Here is a 20233-nt window from a genome sequence, read left to right as displayed (position 1 = left end):
TTATACATATAATCGAGTGAATTCAGGATATTTTTCAGAATGGATTCCCCGGTTCATCCAGTATCTGAAAATGCGCAATTATTCGGCGAAAACCTTGGTCAGTTATGACCAGACACTAACACGGTTTGGTCATTACATCTGGATGACCCGAAATAGCAGGGCTGCTATCACCCTTGAGTCATTTCAAAAGCATCCCTTGCGGCTTGAGACAGAAGTAGAAGTCAGTGCAATTGAGATCACCGCATACCTTTCGTTCCTGACTCAAAGCAGAGAGTATCATGCCACCACCCTGAACAGGATCCTCTCATCGCTCTCCTCCTTCTACCGGTTCATGATCATGCAGGATGTACTTTCAGCAAATCCAGTACCTCGAATCGATCGACCTCGGGTGAAAGATGTCGAACTCAGATACCTCAAGCACAGTCAGGTGATCAAACTGCTCAGATCAATCCCTGACCCCAGGGACAAACTGATCGTCAGGATCATCTATGCAACTGGAGTGCGGGTATCAGAACTCTGTTCAATCAATGTAGAAGATATTGATATCGATGATCAGATGATCAGAGTCAAAGGGAAAGGAGGAAAGATCAGAATGGTGTTTGTGGATCAGGAGACCCTTGATGATATTGATCTCATGATTTCAGACCGCCTCACGGGTCCGCTATTCTACGGCCAGCAGGGACACCATATCTCACCTCGAACCGTGCAACATATCTTCAGAAAATATGCACCTGAAGGTATCACCCCTCATAAGATCAGACATAGTTACGCGAGTGAACTCTATCGGAGATCCAAAAATCTCAGGGTTGTCCAGGAAAATTTGGGTCACGCTTCAATAAAGACAACCGAGGTTTATCTACATACTGATCTTGATGAGCGGCGCAGGGTTTATCATGATTTCTTCCCCCTCTCTTCTCCAGAGCATGAGTGAGCAGTAGTATAGTATATCAGGCCATCCCATTACCGATACGAGAATGAAAAAAACTATTAGAGCTGCCGATGGAAAATGGCTTGACATCAATCCAGATACAGATGTCAACATCGTCCGCCAGCCACGAAATGTTACGCGGACAGGGACTGATTTCGCCCATGGTGAAGATCTCTACCTTACAATAGATGCCCATAATGTAAGACATTACTATGTAATCTCCTGGGTAGCTGAAGGAAGGAGCATTAAAGAGTCATACAGGACCTTAACCGAGGAACAGAAGGATCAATTCATCCGCGACCATGTTCACAAAGCAGGAAAGATAGGCCTTGATCCAGATGTTGTTGATCACATAGAAAAACTGTTTCCGGGCCTTTTGAAAAGAAAATAGCCAGAAATCATTGTTTGAATTGTATGGGCTTGTCAAACATGGCAACCGGATGAATCAGCACGGTCTTTAAGAGATCAGATCCAATAGATACTGGCCTTGTAGTCAAATGCCAGAATGAGTTTATAGGCATAATACCCCCGTAGTGTAGCGGTCAATCATCTCGGATTTTGGTTCCGATGACGACGGTTCGAATCCGTCCGGGGGTACTTTTTCTTTTCATCATTTTATGATGCTTATTAGTTCATGGTATCCAGGCATCACAACAGTTATGTACTCGTCCAAATAATCTCCTATCACCGAGTACCGGAGTAGATACACATATGATAGGCATTCGATGGATCGATTTTGATCATATCCCTGACCGGTTATCCGGACTTATAGACCTGTCCTATAATCTCTGGTCATCATGGCATCCGGAAGCTCAGATGCTTTTTAAAAACCTGAACAAACAGGGCTGGAAAGAGAGTATTCATAACCCGGTAATGATGCTACAGCAGCTCCCTCCTGAAATTCTCCAGGAAGGTACCGATAATCCAGAGTACACCAACCAGTACGATGCTGTCATTGCCAAATTCCAACGGTACATGCTCGCAAAAAATCAGTGGTTTACCGAGTATTACCCCGAGCATCAGCGTCACAAGATTGCATACTTTTCAGCAGAGTACGGACTACAACACTCACTTCCATTTTATGCCGGCGGGCTTGGATTTCTAGCTGGCGACCATTTAAAAGAATGCAGTGATCTTGGTGTTCCGGTTGTAGCTATCGGATTTATGTACTCAGATGGGTACCTTCACCAACGGATCAGGAGTGACGGATGGCAGGAGGACGTCGAGGAAAAACTTGACAGAGATAACGCCCCGATCAAACGGGTCCTGAACAAAGATGGAGAACAACTTATTCTTCAGATCCCATTCATCACTCCTCAGATTCATTTCTCTATCTGGCGGGTCGATATCGGCAGGATTATTCTCTATCTTATTGACACAGAGATCGAACAGAATCCACCACACCTGCGCAATATCAGCAGTCGCCTTTACAGCAGCATAAACGAGATGCGACTGTTACAGGAGATAGTACTTGGAGTAGGAGGTACTCACCTTCTGCATGAACTGGGAATCCAGTACTCTGCTATTCACCTGAATGAGGGGCACGCATCATTCGCTCTTGTTGAACGGTTCAGACAGAAAGTCGAGGCAGGACTTGATCCTACAGAGGCCTGGCGCCAGGTAAAGGAGACATCCCTTTTTACAACCCATACCCCGGTACCTGCAGGCCATGACAAATTCCCCCATTGGATGCTTGATAAGTACTTTAGTCAGTATTATGGGGCACTGAAGATGTCACGTGATGAGTTCCTTAAAGCAGGATCCCATCAGGAAGATCCACCAGACATGTTCAACATGGCTGCCTTTGCCCTCAGGATGTCTGCCTATTCAAACGGAGTGAGTGCAAAACACGGGGAGGTTGCAAGAAAGATGTGGCATTTCCTCTGGCCTGAGGAGAAACTCGATGATGTACCAATTGGATCAATAACCAACGGAGTTCATGTTCCAACCTGGATGAATCCGCGGCTGATTCAATTGATGAACAGATACCTCTCACCTGTCTGCCCGGACTGGCTCGACCACCATGACAAGGATTATGTGTGGGCACTCATTGACAGGATTCCGGATGAAAAACTCTGGGAACTCCATTATAATCTAAAGATAAAATTAATCAACCGCATCCTTCAATTCAAGCGGCGTGACTGGATGAAATACCAGGCAGATTGTGCAAACGTAGTCGCCGGAGGGGCCCTGATTGATCCTAACACTCTCACAATCGGGTTTGCACGAAGATTCTCAACATATAAACGTGCTGATCTTATCTTCAGAGATCTTGACCGTATTAAAAAGATCCTGAACAACCCCTGGAAACCGGTGCAGATCATCTTTGCAGGAAAAGCCCACCCGGCAGACGATGAAGGAAAGCGGATATTACAACGTATCTACCAATATGCCCAGCAACCAGAGTTTGGTGGAAGGATCGCTTTTATTGAAGACTACGGTGAACAGATTGCCAAGTACCTTGTTCAGGGTGTAGACATCTGGATGAACAATCCTGTTCCACCTCTTGAGGCAAGCGGGACAAGCGGGATGAAGGCCGCAGTGAACGGAGTACTCAACCTCTCTATCGGAGACGGATGGTGGCTAGAAGGATACAACAAGAAAAACGGATGGATATTTGGAGATAACTCAAAGAACTCTGGTGGAGATCGTGACTGGGAAGATGCCATTGAACTGTATGATCTTCTGGAAAAAGAGATTGTTCCCCTCTACTACGATACTAATCTTGATGGCATCCCTCATGCCTGGGTACAGATGATGAAAGAGACGATCAAGAGTAATGCACCTAAGTTTTCAGGCAGAAGAATGGTGAAAGAGTACGTGCATAAGTATTACATTCCGGCAATCTCATGCACAGAATGCAATAATGCATTCGAACCATTCCATTAATTTTTAAACAGAAGAGGAGTTTGCAGTTATGCTTCTTCTTCCTCTTCAGGATTCTCAACTTCAACATCAGAAATTGCAAGTTGATACATCCAGTCCAGGAGAAGATTACACTCATTTACTGAGCATTCCAAGTCGCAGGCTATACAAGGGATTAACTCTTCACCAGCAAGAAGACAGCGGGGGTCAACCGGGCCTTTCTTGGCTATCAGACGGAATGTCTTAATGCCATCCTGCCTGTACTCGATCCTCTCAACCCGGTTGGTATCAAGGAGCTTTTTAACAATACGGGAGCATTTCCGGCTGTCAACTCCCAGCATCTTCCAGAGTTCACTCTGCAGAACACCTTCAGGCTGACTAGCTATCAGCCTGAAAGCATCTTCTTCGGATCCGGTCATGATCAGATTATGCTACCGGTGCAATCGAGAGAATGTTGTTACCCCTGATGACAAGCGATCCAAGGTCACGCTTATTTGCTGCATCAGTTGTCTCTATACTATCTTCAAGATGCAGATTCAGATACTCATCAACGGCGACCAGCCTGCCCTGGAAGATCCGTCCTTCGTCTTTCATCTCCACTGAAATGGTACTGTCAACGAGAGAATATACCTTTTTTATTGGAAGGACAATGCTGCTAACCATCTGCCTTAGGTGAGGGACCCTGGCATATTAAAGGTTCCTAAATAAGAGAGATGGGATCCTGGGAATTATTGTTCCTTGTAAATCTCTTCTATCTTTTTGATGATGCCCGCACTCCCAATATAGATAGGAGTCCTCTGATGGACTTTTTCAGGCTGTATATCCAGCGGACTTTGATATCCATCTGTTATGGCGCCACCTGCCTGGGTGATGATGTATCCTAGTGGATTCGCTTCAAAGAGCAGGCGAAGCTTGCCTTTGGGACTCTTTTTAAGAGCAGGATATGTATAGATTCCTCCATAGACTAAGAGTTGGTGGCAGTCTGCAACAAATGAACCAGAGTACCTGACCTTGAAACCTTCTTCATCAAAGTAACTAAGAACCTTTTCATGGGCTGGAATGTAGTCATTATAGACCCCGCCGGATCCATACATCTTCCCTTCAGGTATATCAAATGACTTTTTCAAGAGGTAATAATGCTCAGATTCTGGATCCCATGCAAAACTCTGGACTCCTTTGCCTACAGAAACTACCAGTACAGTCAGAGGGCCAAAGAGTGTGTAACAGGCAGCCTTGAGGTTGGAACCTTTTTGCATTACCCCCCCACTCTCATATATACCTACAATGGTTCCGACAGCGAGGTTTGTTGAGATCAATGATGAACCATCGAGTGGGTCCATCACCATTGCATATTCACGCCTGGAATTCTCAAACCTGATGATATCCTCCTGTTCTTCTGAAGCAATCTCCCTGACATATCCAGATTCTCCAATGACTTTGATCAGATGGGCATCAGACCACTTGTCTAAAGCTGCCTGGACTTCACCTGAGGCATTCAGGGTGTTTTCATAAAACTGATTATCAAAAAACGCTTTTCTGATTGGCTCCATCTGACGTGAGATGAGGCGGATGAGTTGAACAAGATCGGGATCACAGCCACAATCTTCGAGATATTTCTGAAGATAAACCATTCTATTACTCTGTGTCAATGAAGGTGGATCATTATGGTATATACCGGCTTGGATCTGGATATAAGAACACTCAGGAGTCTTTCAAACCCATCCAAAGACATTTTATATATTCAATGGATATTCTCTACCTAGAGGTTTTACTTGGTCTCACTGATTCTGATAGATACAGATTTAGAATTTTGTTCAGGTATCTATACGGAATTCAGAAAAAACCACAACTATTCGCCCCATATTATTTCATCATGGAATGAGGCACGAGATACACTGGTTCATCACAATATCGATATAATTATTTCTGGCTGCAATTTGAACGAGAGCCTTAAATTCTTAAGAGAGATTAGGAGTTCAAAAAATTTAACACCCTTTATTATTCTGATAAAACATGGTGATGAAACGGGGATTATTGAAGGAATCAGTCAGGGGGCAGATCTTGTCCTTCCAAAAACTGATCCTATCTTACTTTGCCCTGCATTGGACACTGCCATCAACCGATATCTATCACAAAAATCAATCTCATCCACATGGAAAGAGGTAGTACCTGAATCTGTACAAAGTAGTATATCATCAGAGTCAGATTACGCTGCCAGATATTACAGGGTCGCCTTGAATGCTATACCCTTACCAGTCTTCTTGCGAAACCTCAACGGAATTTATCTGGATTGTAATACCGCATTTGAAGAATTCATTAGAATTAATAGGCGTGAAATTGTAGGAAAGTCAAACTATGATTTCTTTCCAGGTGAGGTCGCTGACCACTATCGCCACATGGATGAACTCATTATTGAAAACCCATATGTCCAGCAATATGAGTATAGTTTCGAGAATCACCAGGGAGTGACCAACAATGTACTCATTTCAAAAAATGTCCTTCAAATTGGAGATGGAAAAATATGCGGAATTATTGGAGTCATTCATGATATCAGTGAACGCAAGAAGTTTGAGGAGATCGTCTATGCCAGTGAAGAGAAATATCGGACATTAGCCGATTACACATATGACTGGGAGGCATTGATAAGTCCTGAAAGAATATACCGGTATATCTCGCCATCCTGTGAGAGGATAACGGGATATCTGCCTATTGACTTTATTTCAAATCCCGATCTCGTAATCAACATTACGCATCCTGATGACAGGGAGAAGATACAACGCCATTACCAGGGAGGTTTCCGCCAAGATGCCGGTCCTTTTCAGATAGACTATCGTATAATCTCCCGTTCAGGAGAAGAACGCTGGGTAAGTCATATCTGTCAGTCAGTATTCAGGGATGATGGTACCTGGATTGGAAGACGCGAGAGTAAACGCGATATCACTTTCAAAAAAGAGATCGAAAAAGCCTATTTACAGACAAATCTGAAACTCAACCTCCTTTCAAATATAACCAGGCATGATGTCTTAAATCAACTATCAGCTCTTATTGGATTTACAGAAATTGCACTTGAGATAAACACCCACCCCGATATCGGTGTTATGCTGAAACGGGTTATGTCATCAGCAATGACCATATCAGACCAGATTTCTTTTACCCGGACCTACCAGGATATCGGAATCAAGTCTCCGGCATGGCAGGAAGCGTATGAAGTAATCAAAAGAGCAACAGCCGGTGTCTCGATTGAATCTATTGAGATAGACGTGGCATTAACAAGTCTTGAGGTACTTGCAGATCCGCTTCTTGAAAAGGTCTTCTTCTGTCTGCTTGATAACTCAGAGAGGCATGGAAAACACGTTACGCGATCACGGTTCTCATGTCGGGATGAAAAAGATTGCCTGATTATTACATACGAAGATAACGGGGTTGGAATCGAACCTCATGAAAAAGACAGAATTTTTGAAAGAGGGTATGGTAAAAACACGGGGTTTGGGCTCTTTCTTGCAAAAGAAATTCTAACAATATCTGGAGAATCAATTACTGAGAGAGGGGTTATCGGAATAGGAGCACTATTTGAGATCAGATTTGGGCCAGGATCATTCAGAAGACGCCCGTCAACCTGACCACTGCGGGTCCCAGACTACCATGCAGCTTTATCGGGAAAGGTAACTGAATATGAGGTATGAAATCAATGAGATGCACGATATGTGGACATATCTATAATCCAGATACCGGAGACGGGGAAATTCAGGCCGGTGTTGATTTTGCTGATGTCCCGGATACATGGAAATGCCCGATATGTATGGCTGATAAGTCCATGTTTATTACAGTGTGAACCCGTCAAGATTAGTTTTATCCGATTACCTTTACAATTTTTCCATCCTTTATCACCGAGACGCGGCCACCACTTTCTGATACCACAAGTCCTACTGCCCGGGTGACTGTGGTAATTGCTGCAGTTGATGAATGCCGGGTACCCATTCCTTTTGGAAGAGACGCCTGACTGGCGTCAACGGTGATGTATCGTCCGGCAGCTTCAAGCATGCCGTCCCCTGAAACAACGAAAGCACCATCAAGAAGGGCATATTCCTTAAGCATCTCTCGTACATCTTTCTTAATAACCGTACGCATATCAGCAGGATGACCGTAAAACGGATTGAGAATAAGTTGACGGGAGCGGGTCATCACTTCATCACGGTCACCGACTAGAAATGTTGTGCCCACAGGTTTGCCTTCTCGACCTTCACGAGCTATCTCGATGCATGCCTGCAGAATGGCATCAAATGCTTCAGGCATTATATCTGTGCCTTCAATCACCCGGTCACGCCAGATTCGGGTACTGATTCGACCTTCGCCTTCCGGGGTCTGATCGGTCATATCAGTGCCAATGCAAAGAAGGCCGGTAAGTTCTCCTGAGGGCGTATAGTATGCTTTCGTTGTCCAGGCAATGTAGATTTTACCACCATCTCTTCTCTGATGTTCCATAATATGGATGGCAGTCGGTTCAGATTCGTTAGCCACCCCAAGAAAAAGATTGAGAGGGGCAACAGATTCTGGATCAATTCCAGGAGGGAGTAGCATACTGATGTGATCTCCCTCAAGCCCAGGATCCATATATCCAAAACACCGGAGAGTCGCATTGTTTGCAAAGGTGATGACGCCATCAGGGTCCATCTTAAGAACAAGTGTCTCAGACAACCAGAGTTTCTCCCTGCATTCCCGTTCAGTCTCTCGGAGCCTGGCTTTAAGTTCCACAGGTTCCCGACGATCTTCAAGAAAAAAAATACCAGAGAATATATCAGATTTTTTTTCTTCAGGCAGAAGACAAACCCTGACGGGGATGGGACCATCAGGGGTTATTAAACTCGTTTCATACCGGGAACCTGATTCTTCTTCTGATGAGAGCAGATCAGAAATATGGAGCCCTTTTATTTGTTCTGAGGATCTTCCCAAAAGGTCCAAACAAGCCTGATTGGCATCAGTAATCCTTCCCTCTTCAACTTGAAAATAAGCAAGAGGCATCGAGGCAATGATACGACTCTGAAGATCATATCCTGCCCTGAACGAACGTTCCAGGCGACCACGGTTTGAGGCCTGCCTGAATGAAGAAATCAGGGATCGGGATGCAGCCTGATCCGGAGAAATAATTGATATGCCAGCTGTGACGTCAGTAACCACGAGAGAACAATCAACAACCGTATAGAGAAGAAAAACTATGGAATCTCCTCGTGACCTGACGTTTTGATTCCATTGTATCAGATCTAAAGAGTAGACCGGCTCAGGTGAACCCGGATATCCAGGTGCAGGAGCTAAAATAATATCAAAGGTAGTTCTGGCATCCTGTACCTTCCCGGCCTGCAAAGAAGCAGCCTGAATCAGGTCAACCTCCATCTGACCAGTGAGATCAGAGATTAATGCATCACCGCCAGGGCCATGAATCAGAAGAACCCGGATCATTCCTTCCCCATTGACTAACCAGTTATTCTGCGATAAGGTGCTCTATGCTGTTATTTATTCTATGATGCTTTAGTCTGTCGGATAGCATGGAGAGTGATGATACACATTTATTGATAAGAATCACACGATGTCGTGCTGATTCACATGGCGATAAAGAGGAGTCGGGTTTTTGCTGAGGGGCGTGTGCAGGGTGTTGGGTACCGGATGTTTATCAAGGATCTCGCAGCCATGTACCATCTGAATGGATGGGTGAAGAATTGTACAGATGGTACGGTTGAAGCAGTGATCGAAGGTGAAGAAGAGAGCGTAAATGAAATGATAGAGGCAATGTACGCTAGGAATTCATACGTAATCAGGGTTGATCGCCTCATTACTACAAAGGAAACCCCTATTGGTGAAACAGGGTTTGAAATTCGCAGGTAATTTTTAAGTCTATTTGAGAAATACAATAATGCCATAATTGTGATGCTCCAACAGTAGATACACCGCTCTATAGAGAGAAATATTCATCACCTGCTTTCTCATGGGAACCTTGACATTACGAAAGAGTATATTTATTTATACTGTATGGATGAGATGCTATACTACTGGGTACATCGTCAATTATCGTGCCCTGTTTCACTCGGGCATATTTATGGAGATTAAATTATGGGTGCAGAACCTTTAGATGTCGTCAATTCTTTTGACAGTCCTCCTGTACTTGCATTGATTGATAATATTCCCTGCCCGGTTCTAATCATGAAAGATAACCACTTCTGTGGTTGTAACCAGATTGCCGGGAAATTATTCAAATCTTTAGATAAATCATTCATCATCGGAAAGGATCTGCTTGGAATATCTCCATTAAAACAACCGGATGGTTCAGACTCAGCAAATCATGTTGGGTCCCTCCTCTCACGTGTTACTCCAGGAAAAATTCTCAATATTGAGTGGAGATTTTCCCGTTCTGATAATACTACGTTTGACGGGAAAGGTACCATACGTCAAACAGACCCGGCCTATGGGGACTTTCTCATCTTTTCTTTCATAGATAATAGTGCAGAATCCAGGGCTATCAGAGATATTCTCAATATCTCTGAAGAGATGAAGAAGGGAAATCTTCGCACCCGAATCTCTTCTGAAGGATACCACGGGGATCTTGAGACATTAATAAACAGAATTAATGAGATGCTGGATGATATCCTTTATCCATTCAGAGATATGAGCAAAATTCTGGTCAAAATTTCCAACGGCAATATCCATTCACGAATTGACCAGACGTACCAGGGAGAGCATGAACGAATCAGAACAGCTGTAAACAGTGTTGCAGATGTTATCATCGAACTACAGAATGAGATTCTTCGCATTACAAAATCCGCACAGAATGGAACCATTACCGAACGTGGCGATCCTAACAAGTTCCTAGGTGCTTATGCAGAGGTGATCACCGAGATAAATGATATGCTTGACACGATCATAAACCCCGTAATGCAGGGATACCGGGTTCTGAAAAAGATAAAGGGAGGTGATTTAAGCGACCGTATGGAGATAGAATGTGTAGGAGATCATGCAAAACTGAAAAATGCTATCAATAATGTGCATGATTGGCTGACTGAGCTGATAGTATATGTAACACGAATCTCAGAGGGAGATCTCACAGCCTCCATCAAAAAGGCATCGGACCAGGATCAGATATACGAACCCCTCATGAAGATGCGTGACAATATCAGGTCACTAATTGATGATGTAAATGCTCTTGGGAAGGCTGGAACTGACGGCAAACTGTCTGTCAGGGCTGATCCAATGCGTCATAAGGGAGAGTTCAGAACCATTATCGAGGGGATGAACAAAACACTTGACTCAGTTATAATTCCGGTCAATGAGGCAATGGTGGTCTCTGAAACCTATGCGAATTATAATTTCGCACGGCGGATAAATCCTGGTTTATCCATGCATGGAGACTGGGCAGATTTTAAAACCGCACTTGATCAGGTGGGAGCCAATGTCTCTCAGGCAGTCAGTATAATTAACGAACAGGTAATCAGCCTGAACTCAGTCGTCACCCAGACTCACGGAAGTATTAATGATGTCAGTCAGGGAACAAATGCCCTTGCAGATATCGCCCAGGCTGTGAGTCTGAATGCAGAGAGAGGTAAGGATGGTATTTCACAGATTCTGAAGGCCATGGAGGATCTCGCAATAAACGTGACAGATGTTTCAGCCCGGGCTGATGAAGTGAATCACTTGGCAACAGATACGAGTCATCTCTCAACAAAAGGAACTGATCTCGCCAAAGGGGCTGAAACCGGAATGGAGGAGATCACCCATTCAACAGATCAGGTTGTTCAGATCGTTCATGAGATCATGGACGAGATGAAGACCATCAGCAAGATCACAAAAGTCATATCAGATATTGCCAGCCAGACGAATCTTCTTGCACTCAATGCTGCAATCGAGGCGGCCCGGGCTGGAGAGGCAGGAAGAGGATTTGCAGTAGTGGCAAGCGAAGTCAAATCACTGGCTCTTGAATCACGTCAATCAGCAGAAAATATTACCGGCATGATAGATAGTCTGCAGAAGAAAACCGAACTTGCATCAAGCACAATGGATCAGAGTGCAGTGTCCGTTCAGAGTGGAGGAAAAGCACTCTCCGAGACACTTAAAGTATTCAACGAGATCATAGGATCAATATCCACAATCAGTGAGAGGATGGATCAGGTTGCCAGATCAGCTGAGCAACAGGCAGCGGTAGTTGAAGAGATCACTGCTTCAATCAATGAAGTTAATGAGATGGTTATGAATACATCCAAAGAAGCAGTTTCAGCAGCAGCAGCAAGCCAGCAGGCGGCAGCAGCAACAGACCAGTTAACAGACCAGTCAGAACAGGTCTTTTCTGTCGCAACCCGTCTGAATAATGAGATGCAGAAGTTTACAGTCAGTTAAATCTCTGCCAGTCATACACTTTTTTCAAAAGAAACAGTTAGCAGGGGGTCCCTGTAATAACTTCACGGCACAGTCGATCTAATCCGATGCTGTCCGGTATAAATTGTCATTTTGGGAGGACGGACAAAACCGGCAATGGTCATATTGGTACTCTTTGCAAACTCAATTCCACCAGCAAATGCTGCGTTGTTGCTAATAATGACAGGTATTCCAGCACGGTAGGCTTTTGCAACCATATCAACAGGGAGCCGACCGGAACAGACAAGATAACAATGGCTGATGTCCACACCTTTTTGAAGTGCTACACCTACTGCCTTGTCAACAGTAGTATGCCGACCCATGTCCTCGACCCCACAGATCACTTCTCCATCCTCTCTAATCACCAGGCTGCAGTGCATACCACCGGTACGCTTCCAGATAACTGAGTACTCATTTACTTTCTCCATTGAACTGAAGATCGTGTCCACACCCAGGGACATCCCATCAGGGAGAGGAGGTAATGAGCAGTCAGGGAGAAGATCACGACAAGAACCCCCTGAACTATTCTTTGAAATTTTTCCTTTGAATGCACTTGCAGAACTGCCTTCAGATGTAACCCTAATCTCAGGTAGCATAATTTTTATTGAAGTGATCTCCCTGACCTCACGGATATACCCCTCACATATCAGATGCCCTATTGCAAATGATTCAAGATCTACGGGAGTTACTGAGAGATCTCCGATGAGGGTGTCATTGAGAAATAGCATCACCCTTGATTCAGTACATACTTCCACTGAACTCTGATGGACAGAATCACCAGATACTTTAACAACAGGGTACATGATGGTTACACCAGGGATACCCTCATCCTGAGAAGACATACAGATACGTCTGTGATCAGAAGGGTAGTAAGGATGACGATGCAGAATTTTCTGGTCGATTCAGGGAAAAAAAGGAAATATTAAATAAGCAGTCAGGTGGAATTCCTGATACCTGCTTTTAGTTATCTTACTTTATTTTTTCTCATGAGCGAGGGGGTGTATGTGAAGCACTTCTTCTTCAACCTCCTCAACCCGGTGAACTATCTGATCAACAAGTGAGAGAACAGCTGGCATTACTGCTACTGCTCCGATCAATGAGAACAACACCGCAATGATGGTGGTGAGCCCGAAGTTACTGATTATCGGGAAGGCCGATAGGATCAGTGCAGAGAAACCGAAGAAGGTCGCAAGTCCTGAAACAAGAATTGCAGATCCAATCTTTCGAACACTGTTCTTGATGGCCTCGACGACATCATCTGTCACTTCACGTTCTTCCAGGTATCTCTCCATAACTAGGATAGTGTACTCAGCAGCCACACCAATCGTCATCGACCCAAGACATGCTGTCATCGGGTTGTAATCAATGCCAAGTACATACATCGCTACAGCATTCCATCCAACAATGGCTACTATAGGAACTATCGGAGTGAGTGCATTGATATTGCGATATACCAGACCGAGGAATAATGCGACAAGGACAAAACCCAGGTATGTCATCGCCTCTTTACTCTCAACCAGCTGACTGATGAGATTTGTAAAGAGATCAAAACTTCCAGTTATACTTGTCTTGATACCTGCCGGAGGCTGATGGAGTTCCAGATCTCCTTTTATCTGATCTTTCAGATCGCTTTGGGCAGGCGTTTCCATCTTGGACGTGAACAACTTCACGACTGCTTCGCTCCTGCCGTTCAGGAACTGCTTCTTTGTTCCGGCAGGTATCTTTTCAAGGGATGCATCAAGTTCACTCTGGGTCTGTGGCATCGTCCCGTTGTTATATGAGATAACATAATCAGCGATGCTCACTGCATTGTTCAGCCTCGTCGGATGAAGATTCATCTCCAGCGTTGTAAACTCTTTCATCCATTTGACTGAATCCAGAGCGAGGACATTATCGCCATATACTAAGATTGGAGCCGGATCTGTGGATCCAACAATACGGGTAACCTTGTCGAGTGTGACCTTTGCTGGCATACCAGGCGGAACAAAGGAGTTCTGGTTCGTATCAATTGGGATACGGGAATCCATCTGAATTCCTACAAACGCAACAAAGAATACTACAAGTAAAACCGGCACAGGATTTTTTGCAATACCTACAGCAATCTTGGAAAGTCCAAAGTCGATACTCTCAGTGAGTTTTGACTTGCCAGCACCTTTTGCCTTATAGTCAATGAGTACCGCAATGAGCGGAATTCCTATGAGAGACGTAAGGTAACAGACCACCACACCAATGATGCTCACAAGCCCAAATCCCTGGATCATTGGAACCGGGGAGATGAACATAGCAAAAAATCCCATTGATGTAGCCAACATTGCGTACATCACAGCCGGGCCGGTTTTGGTTACAGTTATCCGGATTGCCTCTGGAAGAGGGTTAGTGCGTGCCTCTTCTTCAAGCCTTGAGTGGAACTGGATGGCGTAATCTATACCAAGACCTATCATAACCGGGAAGGCCGATATAACCGCCATACTCACAGTTACGTGCCCGAGTCCCACGACACCGAATGTGAGAAGCAGTCCGATGGTCACGATAAGAACAGGAAGGAATCGATGGCTGACATAGGAGAAGAGCAGCCCCATCACAACAACCATCAGTAACAAGGCTGCCATGATAAGGGTCATCATCGATGTTCCCATCTCATTTCTCATCTCCATGCTGAAGGCCGCATCACCGGTCAGCTTGATTGACAGGCCGGGAGGGATATTAGTACTGTCGATGAACGAGAGGATGTTCTTCATCGCAGACTCCTTCTTCTTGTCACTCAAACCAGGCTCAAGAGTCACCATCGCCATGTTCAGCAGGTTTGAAGGAATGTACTGCTTGAGAACGGCAGGTGCGATCTTCTGTTTTACTTCAGTGACCTCTCCAGACGAGAGTGGAAGGGTCCCATTATTTGCCTGCTTGATTACATCTGTGACACTGGCAGTTCCTGAAACATACTGAAGTTTTGCAATCGGCCCCATGATCGAGTCGATGTACGCAAGAATTTCAGGACTCGAGGGATCGTTACATTCAAAGAGCAGCACGAGAGTATTCTGTTGGAATGTGTCAGAATAATGATTTGATATGATACCCCGCTCTGAATTTTTATCCAGGTAGGTATCATTTCCGGTAGCCATTGAGATCATACTCATCCCGACAAGGGAGATCAGCATGAGGACAACAGCTACCTGAGCAACGAGACGGGGCCGGTGAACCACAAGATCGGCGACACCGGAAAAAAATGATTGCATAGGTACATCACAACCGGAATATCGGTTAACGGACCTGCTTCTGGCGCCGGGTGTGGAATGCATATCCGGCACCGATGATGATTACGAGCAGTAGGGCGATCACGATTGGGTTTCCAAGGAGCGATGCAATACCACCAGATGGCACAACAGATACCGGTACCTTAACAGTATCAGAAATCTGGCTGTTATCAAGGGCATCACGGTATCTAACTTCTGAATCGAGTCCATAGGTCTTCTGTGTTGCATCGGATGCTGTGCTAATCTCAAACTTTGCAGTTCCGGACTCGCCTGGTTTGAGGTCTCCAAGGTATGCCAGATCATCATTGCTGGTAAATGGATCTACTGCACTAATACGGGCTTCTGCACTGTATGCTGTTGCAGCACCATCGTTGCGGTAGGTGACAGAGACAGCCTGTTTCTTTCCTGGTGAGGTTTCACCAGCAGGGCTGGTTACCGTAAATGCAACTTTGGCTCCAACCGGAACACCAAATTCTTCTACAGGAGTTTCAAGGGTTTCCCCGTCAGCGTTCTCATACGAAACGAGAACCGAGAGCGGGTAGGTCTGTGGTTCTCCATCTTTGGAAACAGATACCTTAAACTTTGCATCTACAGCCTGACCTGGCTCAAAAGTTCCGATATACACAGTGCTGTCAACCGGGACAATCGGGGAGTTACCGTTACGGCTCAGCTTGGCGATTGCCTTCTTTCCAGTGTCAGCACCGCTGTTCTTCAGTTTGAGGGTCACGTATCCTGATCCACCGGCATTGATGTTTTCAGGAGTAACAGAGAGAACATCAAGATTTATTGCTGATTTAACAACAAATGGCAGTTCTATCTGAAGTTCCTTCTTGATGTACCGGTAGGTAAGACTGTCTGTCCCCTGCTGATCAGCATCAGCGAGGTATGTGTACTCAATGGTGAGTGGAAGAGTGTAAGAACCTGCTTTTGCATCGTCCTTTACTCTGATATCAAAGGTAACCTGACTGTTGTTAGATGCTTTAACATCACCGATCATCTGTGGATCTGATTTAATCAGAACCGGGGCGTCTCCTGCACCAAGGGTAACTTTTACCATCTTCGCAGTGCTTGGAACATCGTCACGGTCTACGATTCCTGACTGAACCATCTTAATGGTGTTCAGGCCGGTATTCTGGATCAGAACCTTCATCTGAACTGTAGTTCCAGGAGTAAATTCATTACTTCCTGCAATACTAGCCGTGATGTTCGGTGAACCAGACATATACTTCGTTCCTGCGAGTGCAGGTGAGGTTATCAGGGCTGCAATAAGCAGACCGAATACAACCAGGATGAATGATTTGCGTATCGTACTTAAACTCATAGTAATTCTCATGAAATTTTTGTGTAGGTTGTGATTCCTGTGAGGGTGTGATTGGAAGGAGCCAAGAACACAATTTAGACAGATAATCCCGTAATGCCCGGGAGAATATCACCGAATTTTTCCCAGAATTGAGTTAACCACTTCAGATGAGGAACAGAGATTGTTTAAATCATCCTCATCGAGATCTGCAAGAAGTTTCATTATTCCATCTTTAAACAGACGGTGTGCCTCACGCAGATGCTCTATTCCAGTTTCAGTGACAGAGATGTTGATTACCCTTCTGTCCTTTGTGTCAGGCAGTCTTTCTACATATCCTTCCTTAATGAGGGAATCAACCAGACTCGTCATGTATGGTTTTGAAATATACAGACGGGAGCCTAGTGCAGTCATGGATAATGTCCCTTCTTTTTTAAGAAGACCTAACAGACGGTACTGTGCGGTCTGAACACCAGTGATTCCATGATCAGATTTGAATATCTGCTTGTGATAGAAGATCAGGAGAGCCAGGATGTTTCCGGCTGCTCTGTCTAGAGTTGTAAAATCCATTTCAACTGTCTACTATCATATTTTCGTTCTCAAGATTAATAATTCTATCACTGAACTATTATTATGGCAAACCATCTCGAACAGATTTTGTTGCCGTTTCCTTCCTGCGAACCCCGAAGTAGTATCCACCACCGACAATTATTGCAAGCAGGACCAGAATCGCCAGAGGATCAGCGGTGATCAACCCTACTGCTCCGGCCATGGTAACTTCTACCGGCACCTTGATTGTATCGGAAGTCTGGCTAGTACCAAGAGCATCACGGAACCTGATTTCAGAGTCTACTGCATACTCTTTTGTTTCTGTATCGCCTGATGCACTGATTTCAAATACTGCTGTGGCAGTCTCTCCAGATTTGATATCACCCAGATAAGCTAGATTGTCAGAACTCTTAAGAGAACCAACAGGTTTTATCCGGGCTTCTGCCAGGTAAGCAGTAGTGTCAGCATCATTGCGGTAGGTTACCTCGATGCGTTTACTCTCACCCTGACTGATCTCTATCGGTTTGCCAACCGCTGAGAACTTTATCTTTGGTGCAACCGAAATACCCAGTGTTTTTACAGGAGTATCAAGAGTAACCCCATCAGTATTTTCATAGGTGGCGTACAGATCGAGAGGATAATTCTGACCCTGTGCATCTTTCGAGACTGATACCTTGAACTTGGTATTTACCTCATCTCCAGGCGCAAACGATCCAATGTAAACAGAACTGTCGACAGGGATCACAGGCGAACCTTCACTGTGTGCAATCTTTGCAATCGTCTTTGATCCTGATTCTACCCCGTTGTTCTTCAGTGTTGCAAGCAGGTATCCAGAGCCCCCGGCATTAATATCCTGTGCCTTGACCTGAGTTACATCAAGGTTGATAGCTGATCTGATAACAAAGGGAAGATCAATTGTCATGTCCCGATCAGTATATCGATATGTGACACTTTCAGTTCCCTGTTGATCAGCCTCTGCCAGATATGTGTACTTGATGCGAAGCGGGAGAGAATATTTCCCGGGACGAGCATCATCTTTTACCCATATCTGAAAAGTGGCTGGTTTCGAATTGGATGCGGCAATATCACCAAGCATCTGTGAGTCAGTTTTTACTACTACCGGGGCATTACCTGCATCTAGGGAAACCAACGTCATTTTTGCTGTACTAGGGCTGGCATCACCATCTAATACAACAGATTGTGCCATTTTGGATGATATCAAACCCGTATTCTGGATGGAAACTGTAAAGGGATTTGTCGAACCGGGAGAAAACTCATTGCTTCCGGATATGGATGCAGACATTGCTGGGGAACCGGAAAGGGATTTGGTATCAGCTGATACAGGCAAACATGCCAAAGCAGCCAGAACTACCAACATCAGGAAAATGCCTGATAACCTTTGGTATTCCTTTCCCCCCAGGACATCTGCTACCAATAGTTGATGTTTCATACGTGTACTCAATCGTGTTTGTACTTACAGATGTAGTTATAACGTGATGTTAATTGTTTCGGTCATTTGTTACAAATAAATGATGAAGACAATTACAGCACATAAGAGTAACATATTTCGGTTCTTATGATCCACATATAGGTATGCAACGGATCGCAGAGGAGCTCGCACGGGTTAAAGAGCTACTCAGGCAACAGCATCAGGGGATGACTATCACCGATATTGCTGAAAAACTAGGTAAGAACAAGCATTCAGTCGGGAGATATCTGGATATCCTGCATGCATCAGGCCACGTCGATCTGAGAACTTTCGGTATGGCAAAGGTGTATACTCTTTCATCCAGAGTTCCTCTTTCAGCTCTCCTCAGTTATACAACCGATCTCGTGATGGTTGTTGACAAAAACCTTCGGGTACTTCAGGTCAATGATCCATTTCTCTCCCTTATTGGAATTGACAAAGATCAGGTACTATTTCAGGAGATAAGATATATTGCTGCACCGAATCCGGCAATACATACCCTCCTCAATGTCATGGCGGAACAGATTATAATTGGCATCGATCTTGAGGAAGTAGCACTTGAGACTGATCCGAAGCGGTATTACCATCTAAAAGTTGTTCCAACAGTTTTTGAAGATGGTATTGCAGGCACAACTGTCATCCTGGAAGATAATACTACTGAACGCCTGGCTCACGATGAGATTAAGAGAAGCAGAGAATTTTTTGAAGAGATGATCGCCAACATGAGCGACGGCCTGCTTGTCGTGGAAATACGAAACGGGAAAAAAGAAATACTCTTTGTCAATAAACGATTCACCGAGATAACCGGTTATAGTAGTGAAGAACTGGCAACTATAGAGCCACCCCAGTTTGCCGGAAAGGAAGAAAAAGAAAAGGTCAGATGCAAATTCAAAGAAATGGGTGAGAATCCTGCTTCAATACAGGAGTTTAGTTTCTGGTCTGAGCGAAGGGATGGAAAATCACGATACCTGAATATCAGAATGTCTTCCAATCGTTATGGTGATGCTGACCGGTACTATGTGCTTATTTCAGATATGACCGAGAGACGGCTTCAGGAGGAACAGCAACAACTCCAGTGGAAAATTATGCGCAAAGTCGTAGACCAGTTCCCACATCCAATCTCCTGTTATCGCCAGGATGAACGTGTTTTTTTGGTCAATAAGGAGTTTTGCAAACTATTCGGATGCACCCATGAAGAAGAAGCGACAGGAAAAAGTCTTCAGGAATTACTCCCGCCTGACCTTTATGGAGCATTTATTAGCGGCGATACTGAACTTCTAAAACATGGAGGACATGAGAGTGGATCAATCCAAATTTATTCGATTGATGGGAGTACAAGAGTGGTACCTGTTGAAAAATCAGTAGTCTCGGTTGGAGATAGTGGCGATCAGTATATTTTTTCCATTATTATTTCAGATTTTGATGATACTGCGGTAAACTATAAGAAATCATGCTTTTCCTTGCCTCAAATGCATTAAGTA

The 20233-nt window shown here is 44.6% G+C and carries 18 protein-coding genes and 1 tRNA gene; 10 read left to right on the top strand and 9 right to left on the bottom strand.

What is annotated here, in order from left to right; genetic code table 11:
• The 4 genes from xerA to glgP form a co-directional block, all read left to right on the top strand.
• Positions 1–931, top strand: a 931-nt coding sequence (gene xerA / locus VN429_RS05940; RefSeq protein WP_325630887.1) for a site-specific tyrosine recombinase/integron integrase, incomplete at its 5' end; no start/stop codon positions are given.
• Between the two features lie 43 nt (positions 932–974).
• On the top strand, positions 975–1319 hold the full coding sequence (locus VN429_RS05935; protein ID WP_325630885.1) for a hypothetical protein: 345 nt from the start codon (positions 975–977) through the stop codon (positions 1317–1319).
• A 133-nt stretch (positions 1320–1452) separates the two neighbouring features.
• Positions 1453–1525 (top strand) — tRNA-Gln (locus tag VN429_RS05930).
• A 114-nt stretch (positions 1526–1639) separates the two neighbouring features.
• The gene (gene glgP, locus VN429_RS05925; RefSeq protein WP_325630883.1) at positions 1640–3817 is read left to right on the top strand and encodes an alpha-glucan family phosphorylase; all 2178 of its coding nucleotides are present in this window, start codon (positions 1640–1642) and stop codon (positions 3815–3817) included.
• A 26-nt stretch (positions 3818–3843) separates the two neighbouring features.
• Here glgP and VN429_RS05920 read toward each other — a convergent pair whose 3' ends face one another.
• The 3 genes from VN429_RS05920 to VN429_RS05910 form a co-directional block, all read right to left on the bottom strand.
• Complete coding sequence (locus VN429_RS05920; RefSeq protein WP_109967892.1) at positions 3844–4212, bottom strand: helix-turn-helix transcriptional regulator; 369 nt, start codon at positions 4210–4212, stop codon at positions 3844–3846.
• Between the two features lie 7 nt (positions 4213–4219).
• Positions 4220–4456 carry an LSM domain-containing protein gene (locus VN429_RS05915; RefSeq protein ID WP_325630880.1) on the bottom strand — a complete coding sequence of 79 codons (237 nt, stop codon included), beginning with the start codon at positions 4454–4456 and terminating at the stop codon, positions 4220–4222.
• 65 nt (positions 4457–4521) lie between these two features.
• Complete coding sequence (locus VN429_RS05910) at positions 4522–5424, bottom strand: class 1 fructose-bisphosphatase (protein WP_325630878.1); 903 nt, start codon at positions 5422–5424, stop codon at positions 4522–4524.
• Positions 5425–5730: 306 nt separating this feature from the next.
• Here VN429_RS05910 and VN429_RS05905 point away from each other — a divergent pair, with 306 nt between their 5' ends.
• Both VN429_RS05905 and VN429_RS05900 read left to right on the top strand, forming a co-directional pair.
• The gene (locus VN429_RS05905) at positions 5731–7413 is read left to right on the top strand and encodes a PAS domain-containing sensor histidine kinase (protein ID WP_325630876.1); all 1683 of its coding nucleotides are present in this window, start codon (positions 5731–5733) and stop codon (positions 7411–7413) included.
• Between the two features lie 59 nt (positions 7414–7472).
• Positions 7473–7625, top strand: a complete 153-nt coding sequence (locus VN429_RS05900) for a rubredoxin (protein ID WP_109967896.1) — start codon at positions 7473–7475, stop codon at positions 7623–7625.
• Positions 7626–7642: 17 nt separating this feature from the next.
• Here the strand turns inward: VN429_RS05900 and VN429_RS05895 are convergent, their stop codons facing one another.
• A complete protein-coding gene (locus VN429_RS05895) occupies positions 7643–9247 on the bottom strand; it encodes a diadenylate cyclase (RefSeq protein ID WP_325630872.1) in 1605 nt (534 codons plus the stop codon).
• Between the two features lie 144 nt (positions 9248–9391).
• On the opposite strand from VN429_RS05895, the gene VN429_RS05890 reads away from it, so the two are divergent.
• Positions 9392–9670 carry an acylphosphatase gene (locus tag VN429_RS05890; protein WP_325630869.1) on the top strand — a complete coding sequence of 93 codons (279 nt, stop codon included), beginning with the start codon at positions 9392–9394 and terminating at the stop codon, positions 9668–9670.
• 225 nt (positions 9671–9895) lie between these two features.
• Positions 9896–12169, top strand: a complete 2274-nt coding sequence (locus VN429_RS05885) for a methyl-accepting chemotaxis protein (protein ID WP_325630867.1) — start codon at positions 9896–9898, stop codon at positions 12167–12169.
• 62 nt (positions 12170–12231) lie between these two features.
• Here the strand turns inward: VN429_RS05885 and fdhD are convergent, their stop codons facing one another.
• From fdhD to VN429_RS05860, 5 genes are all read right to left on the bottom strand, one after another.
• Complete coding sequence (gene fdhD / locus VN429_RS05880; RefSeq protein ID WP_325630865.1) at positions 12232–13029, bottom strand: formate dehydrogenase accessory sulfurtransferase FdhD; 798 nt, start codon at positions 13027–13029, stop codon at positions 12232–12234.
• A 132-nt stretch (positions 13030–13161) separates the two neighbouring features.
• The gene (locus VN429_RS05875) at positions 13162–15420 is read right to left on the bottom strand and encodes an efflux RND transporter permease subunit (protein ID WP_325630863.1); all 2259 of its coding nucleotides are present in this window, start codon (positions 15418–15420) and stop codon (positions 13162–13164) included.
• 25 nt (positions 15421–15445) lie between these two features.
• The gene (locus tag VN429_RS05870) at positions 15446–16759 is read right to left on the bottom strand and encodes a COG1361 S-layer family protein (RefSeq protein ID WP_325630861.1); all 1314 of its coding nucleotides are present in this window, start codon (positions 16757–16759) and stop codon (positions 15446–15448) included.
• Between the two features lie 108 nt (positions 16760–16867).
• Positions 16868–17305 (bottom strand): MarR family winged helix-turn-helix transcriptional regulator, encoded by a 438-nt coding sequence (locus VN429_RS05865; RefSeq protein ID WP_325630858.1) that lies wholly within the window; start codon positions 17303–17305, stop codon positions 16868–16870.
• Between the two features lie 61 nt (positions 17306–17366).
• Positions 17367–18491, bottom strand: coding sequence for a COG1361 S-layer family protein (locus VN429_RS05860; RefSeq protein ID WP_325630856.1), 1125 nt, complete (start codon positions 18489–18491; stop codon positions 17367–17369).
• 28 nt (positions 18492–18519) lie between these two features.
• Here VN429_RS05860 and VN429_RS05855 point away from each other — a divergent pair, with 28 nt between their 5' ends.
• Positions 18520–18726, top strand: a complete 207-nt coding sequence (locus VN429_RS05855) for a hypothetical protein (RefSeq protein ID WP_325630855.1) — start codon at positions 18520–18522, stop codon at positions 18724–18726.
• A gap of 151 nt (positions 18727–18877) precedes the next feature.
• Positions 18878–20230, top strand: a complete 1353-nt coding sequence (locus VN429_RS05850; RefSeq protein WP_325630853.1) for a PAS domain S-box protein — start codon at positions 18878–18880, stop codon at positions 20228–20230.
• The last annotated feature ends 3 nt before the right edge of the window (positions 20231–20233 follow it).

The sequence above is a fragment of the Methanospirillum sp. genome (genome assembly GCF_035560735.1).
GTDB lineage: Archaea > Halobacteriota > Methanomicrobia > Methanomicrobiales > Methanospirillaceae > Methanospirillum.
This window is presented reverse-complemented; position numbering and strand designations above follow the sequence as displayed.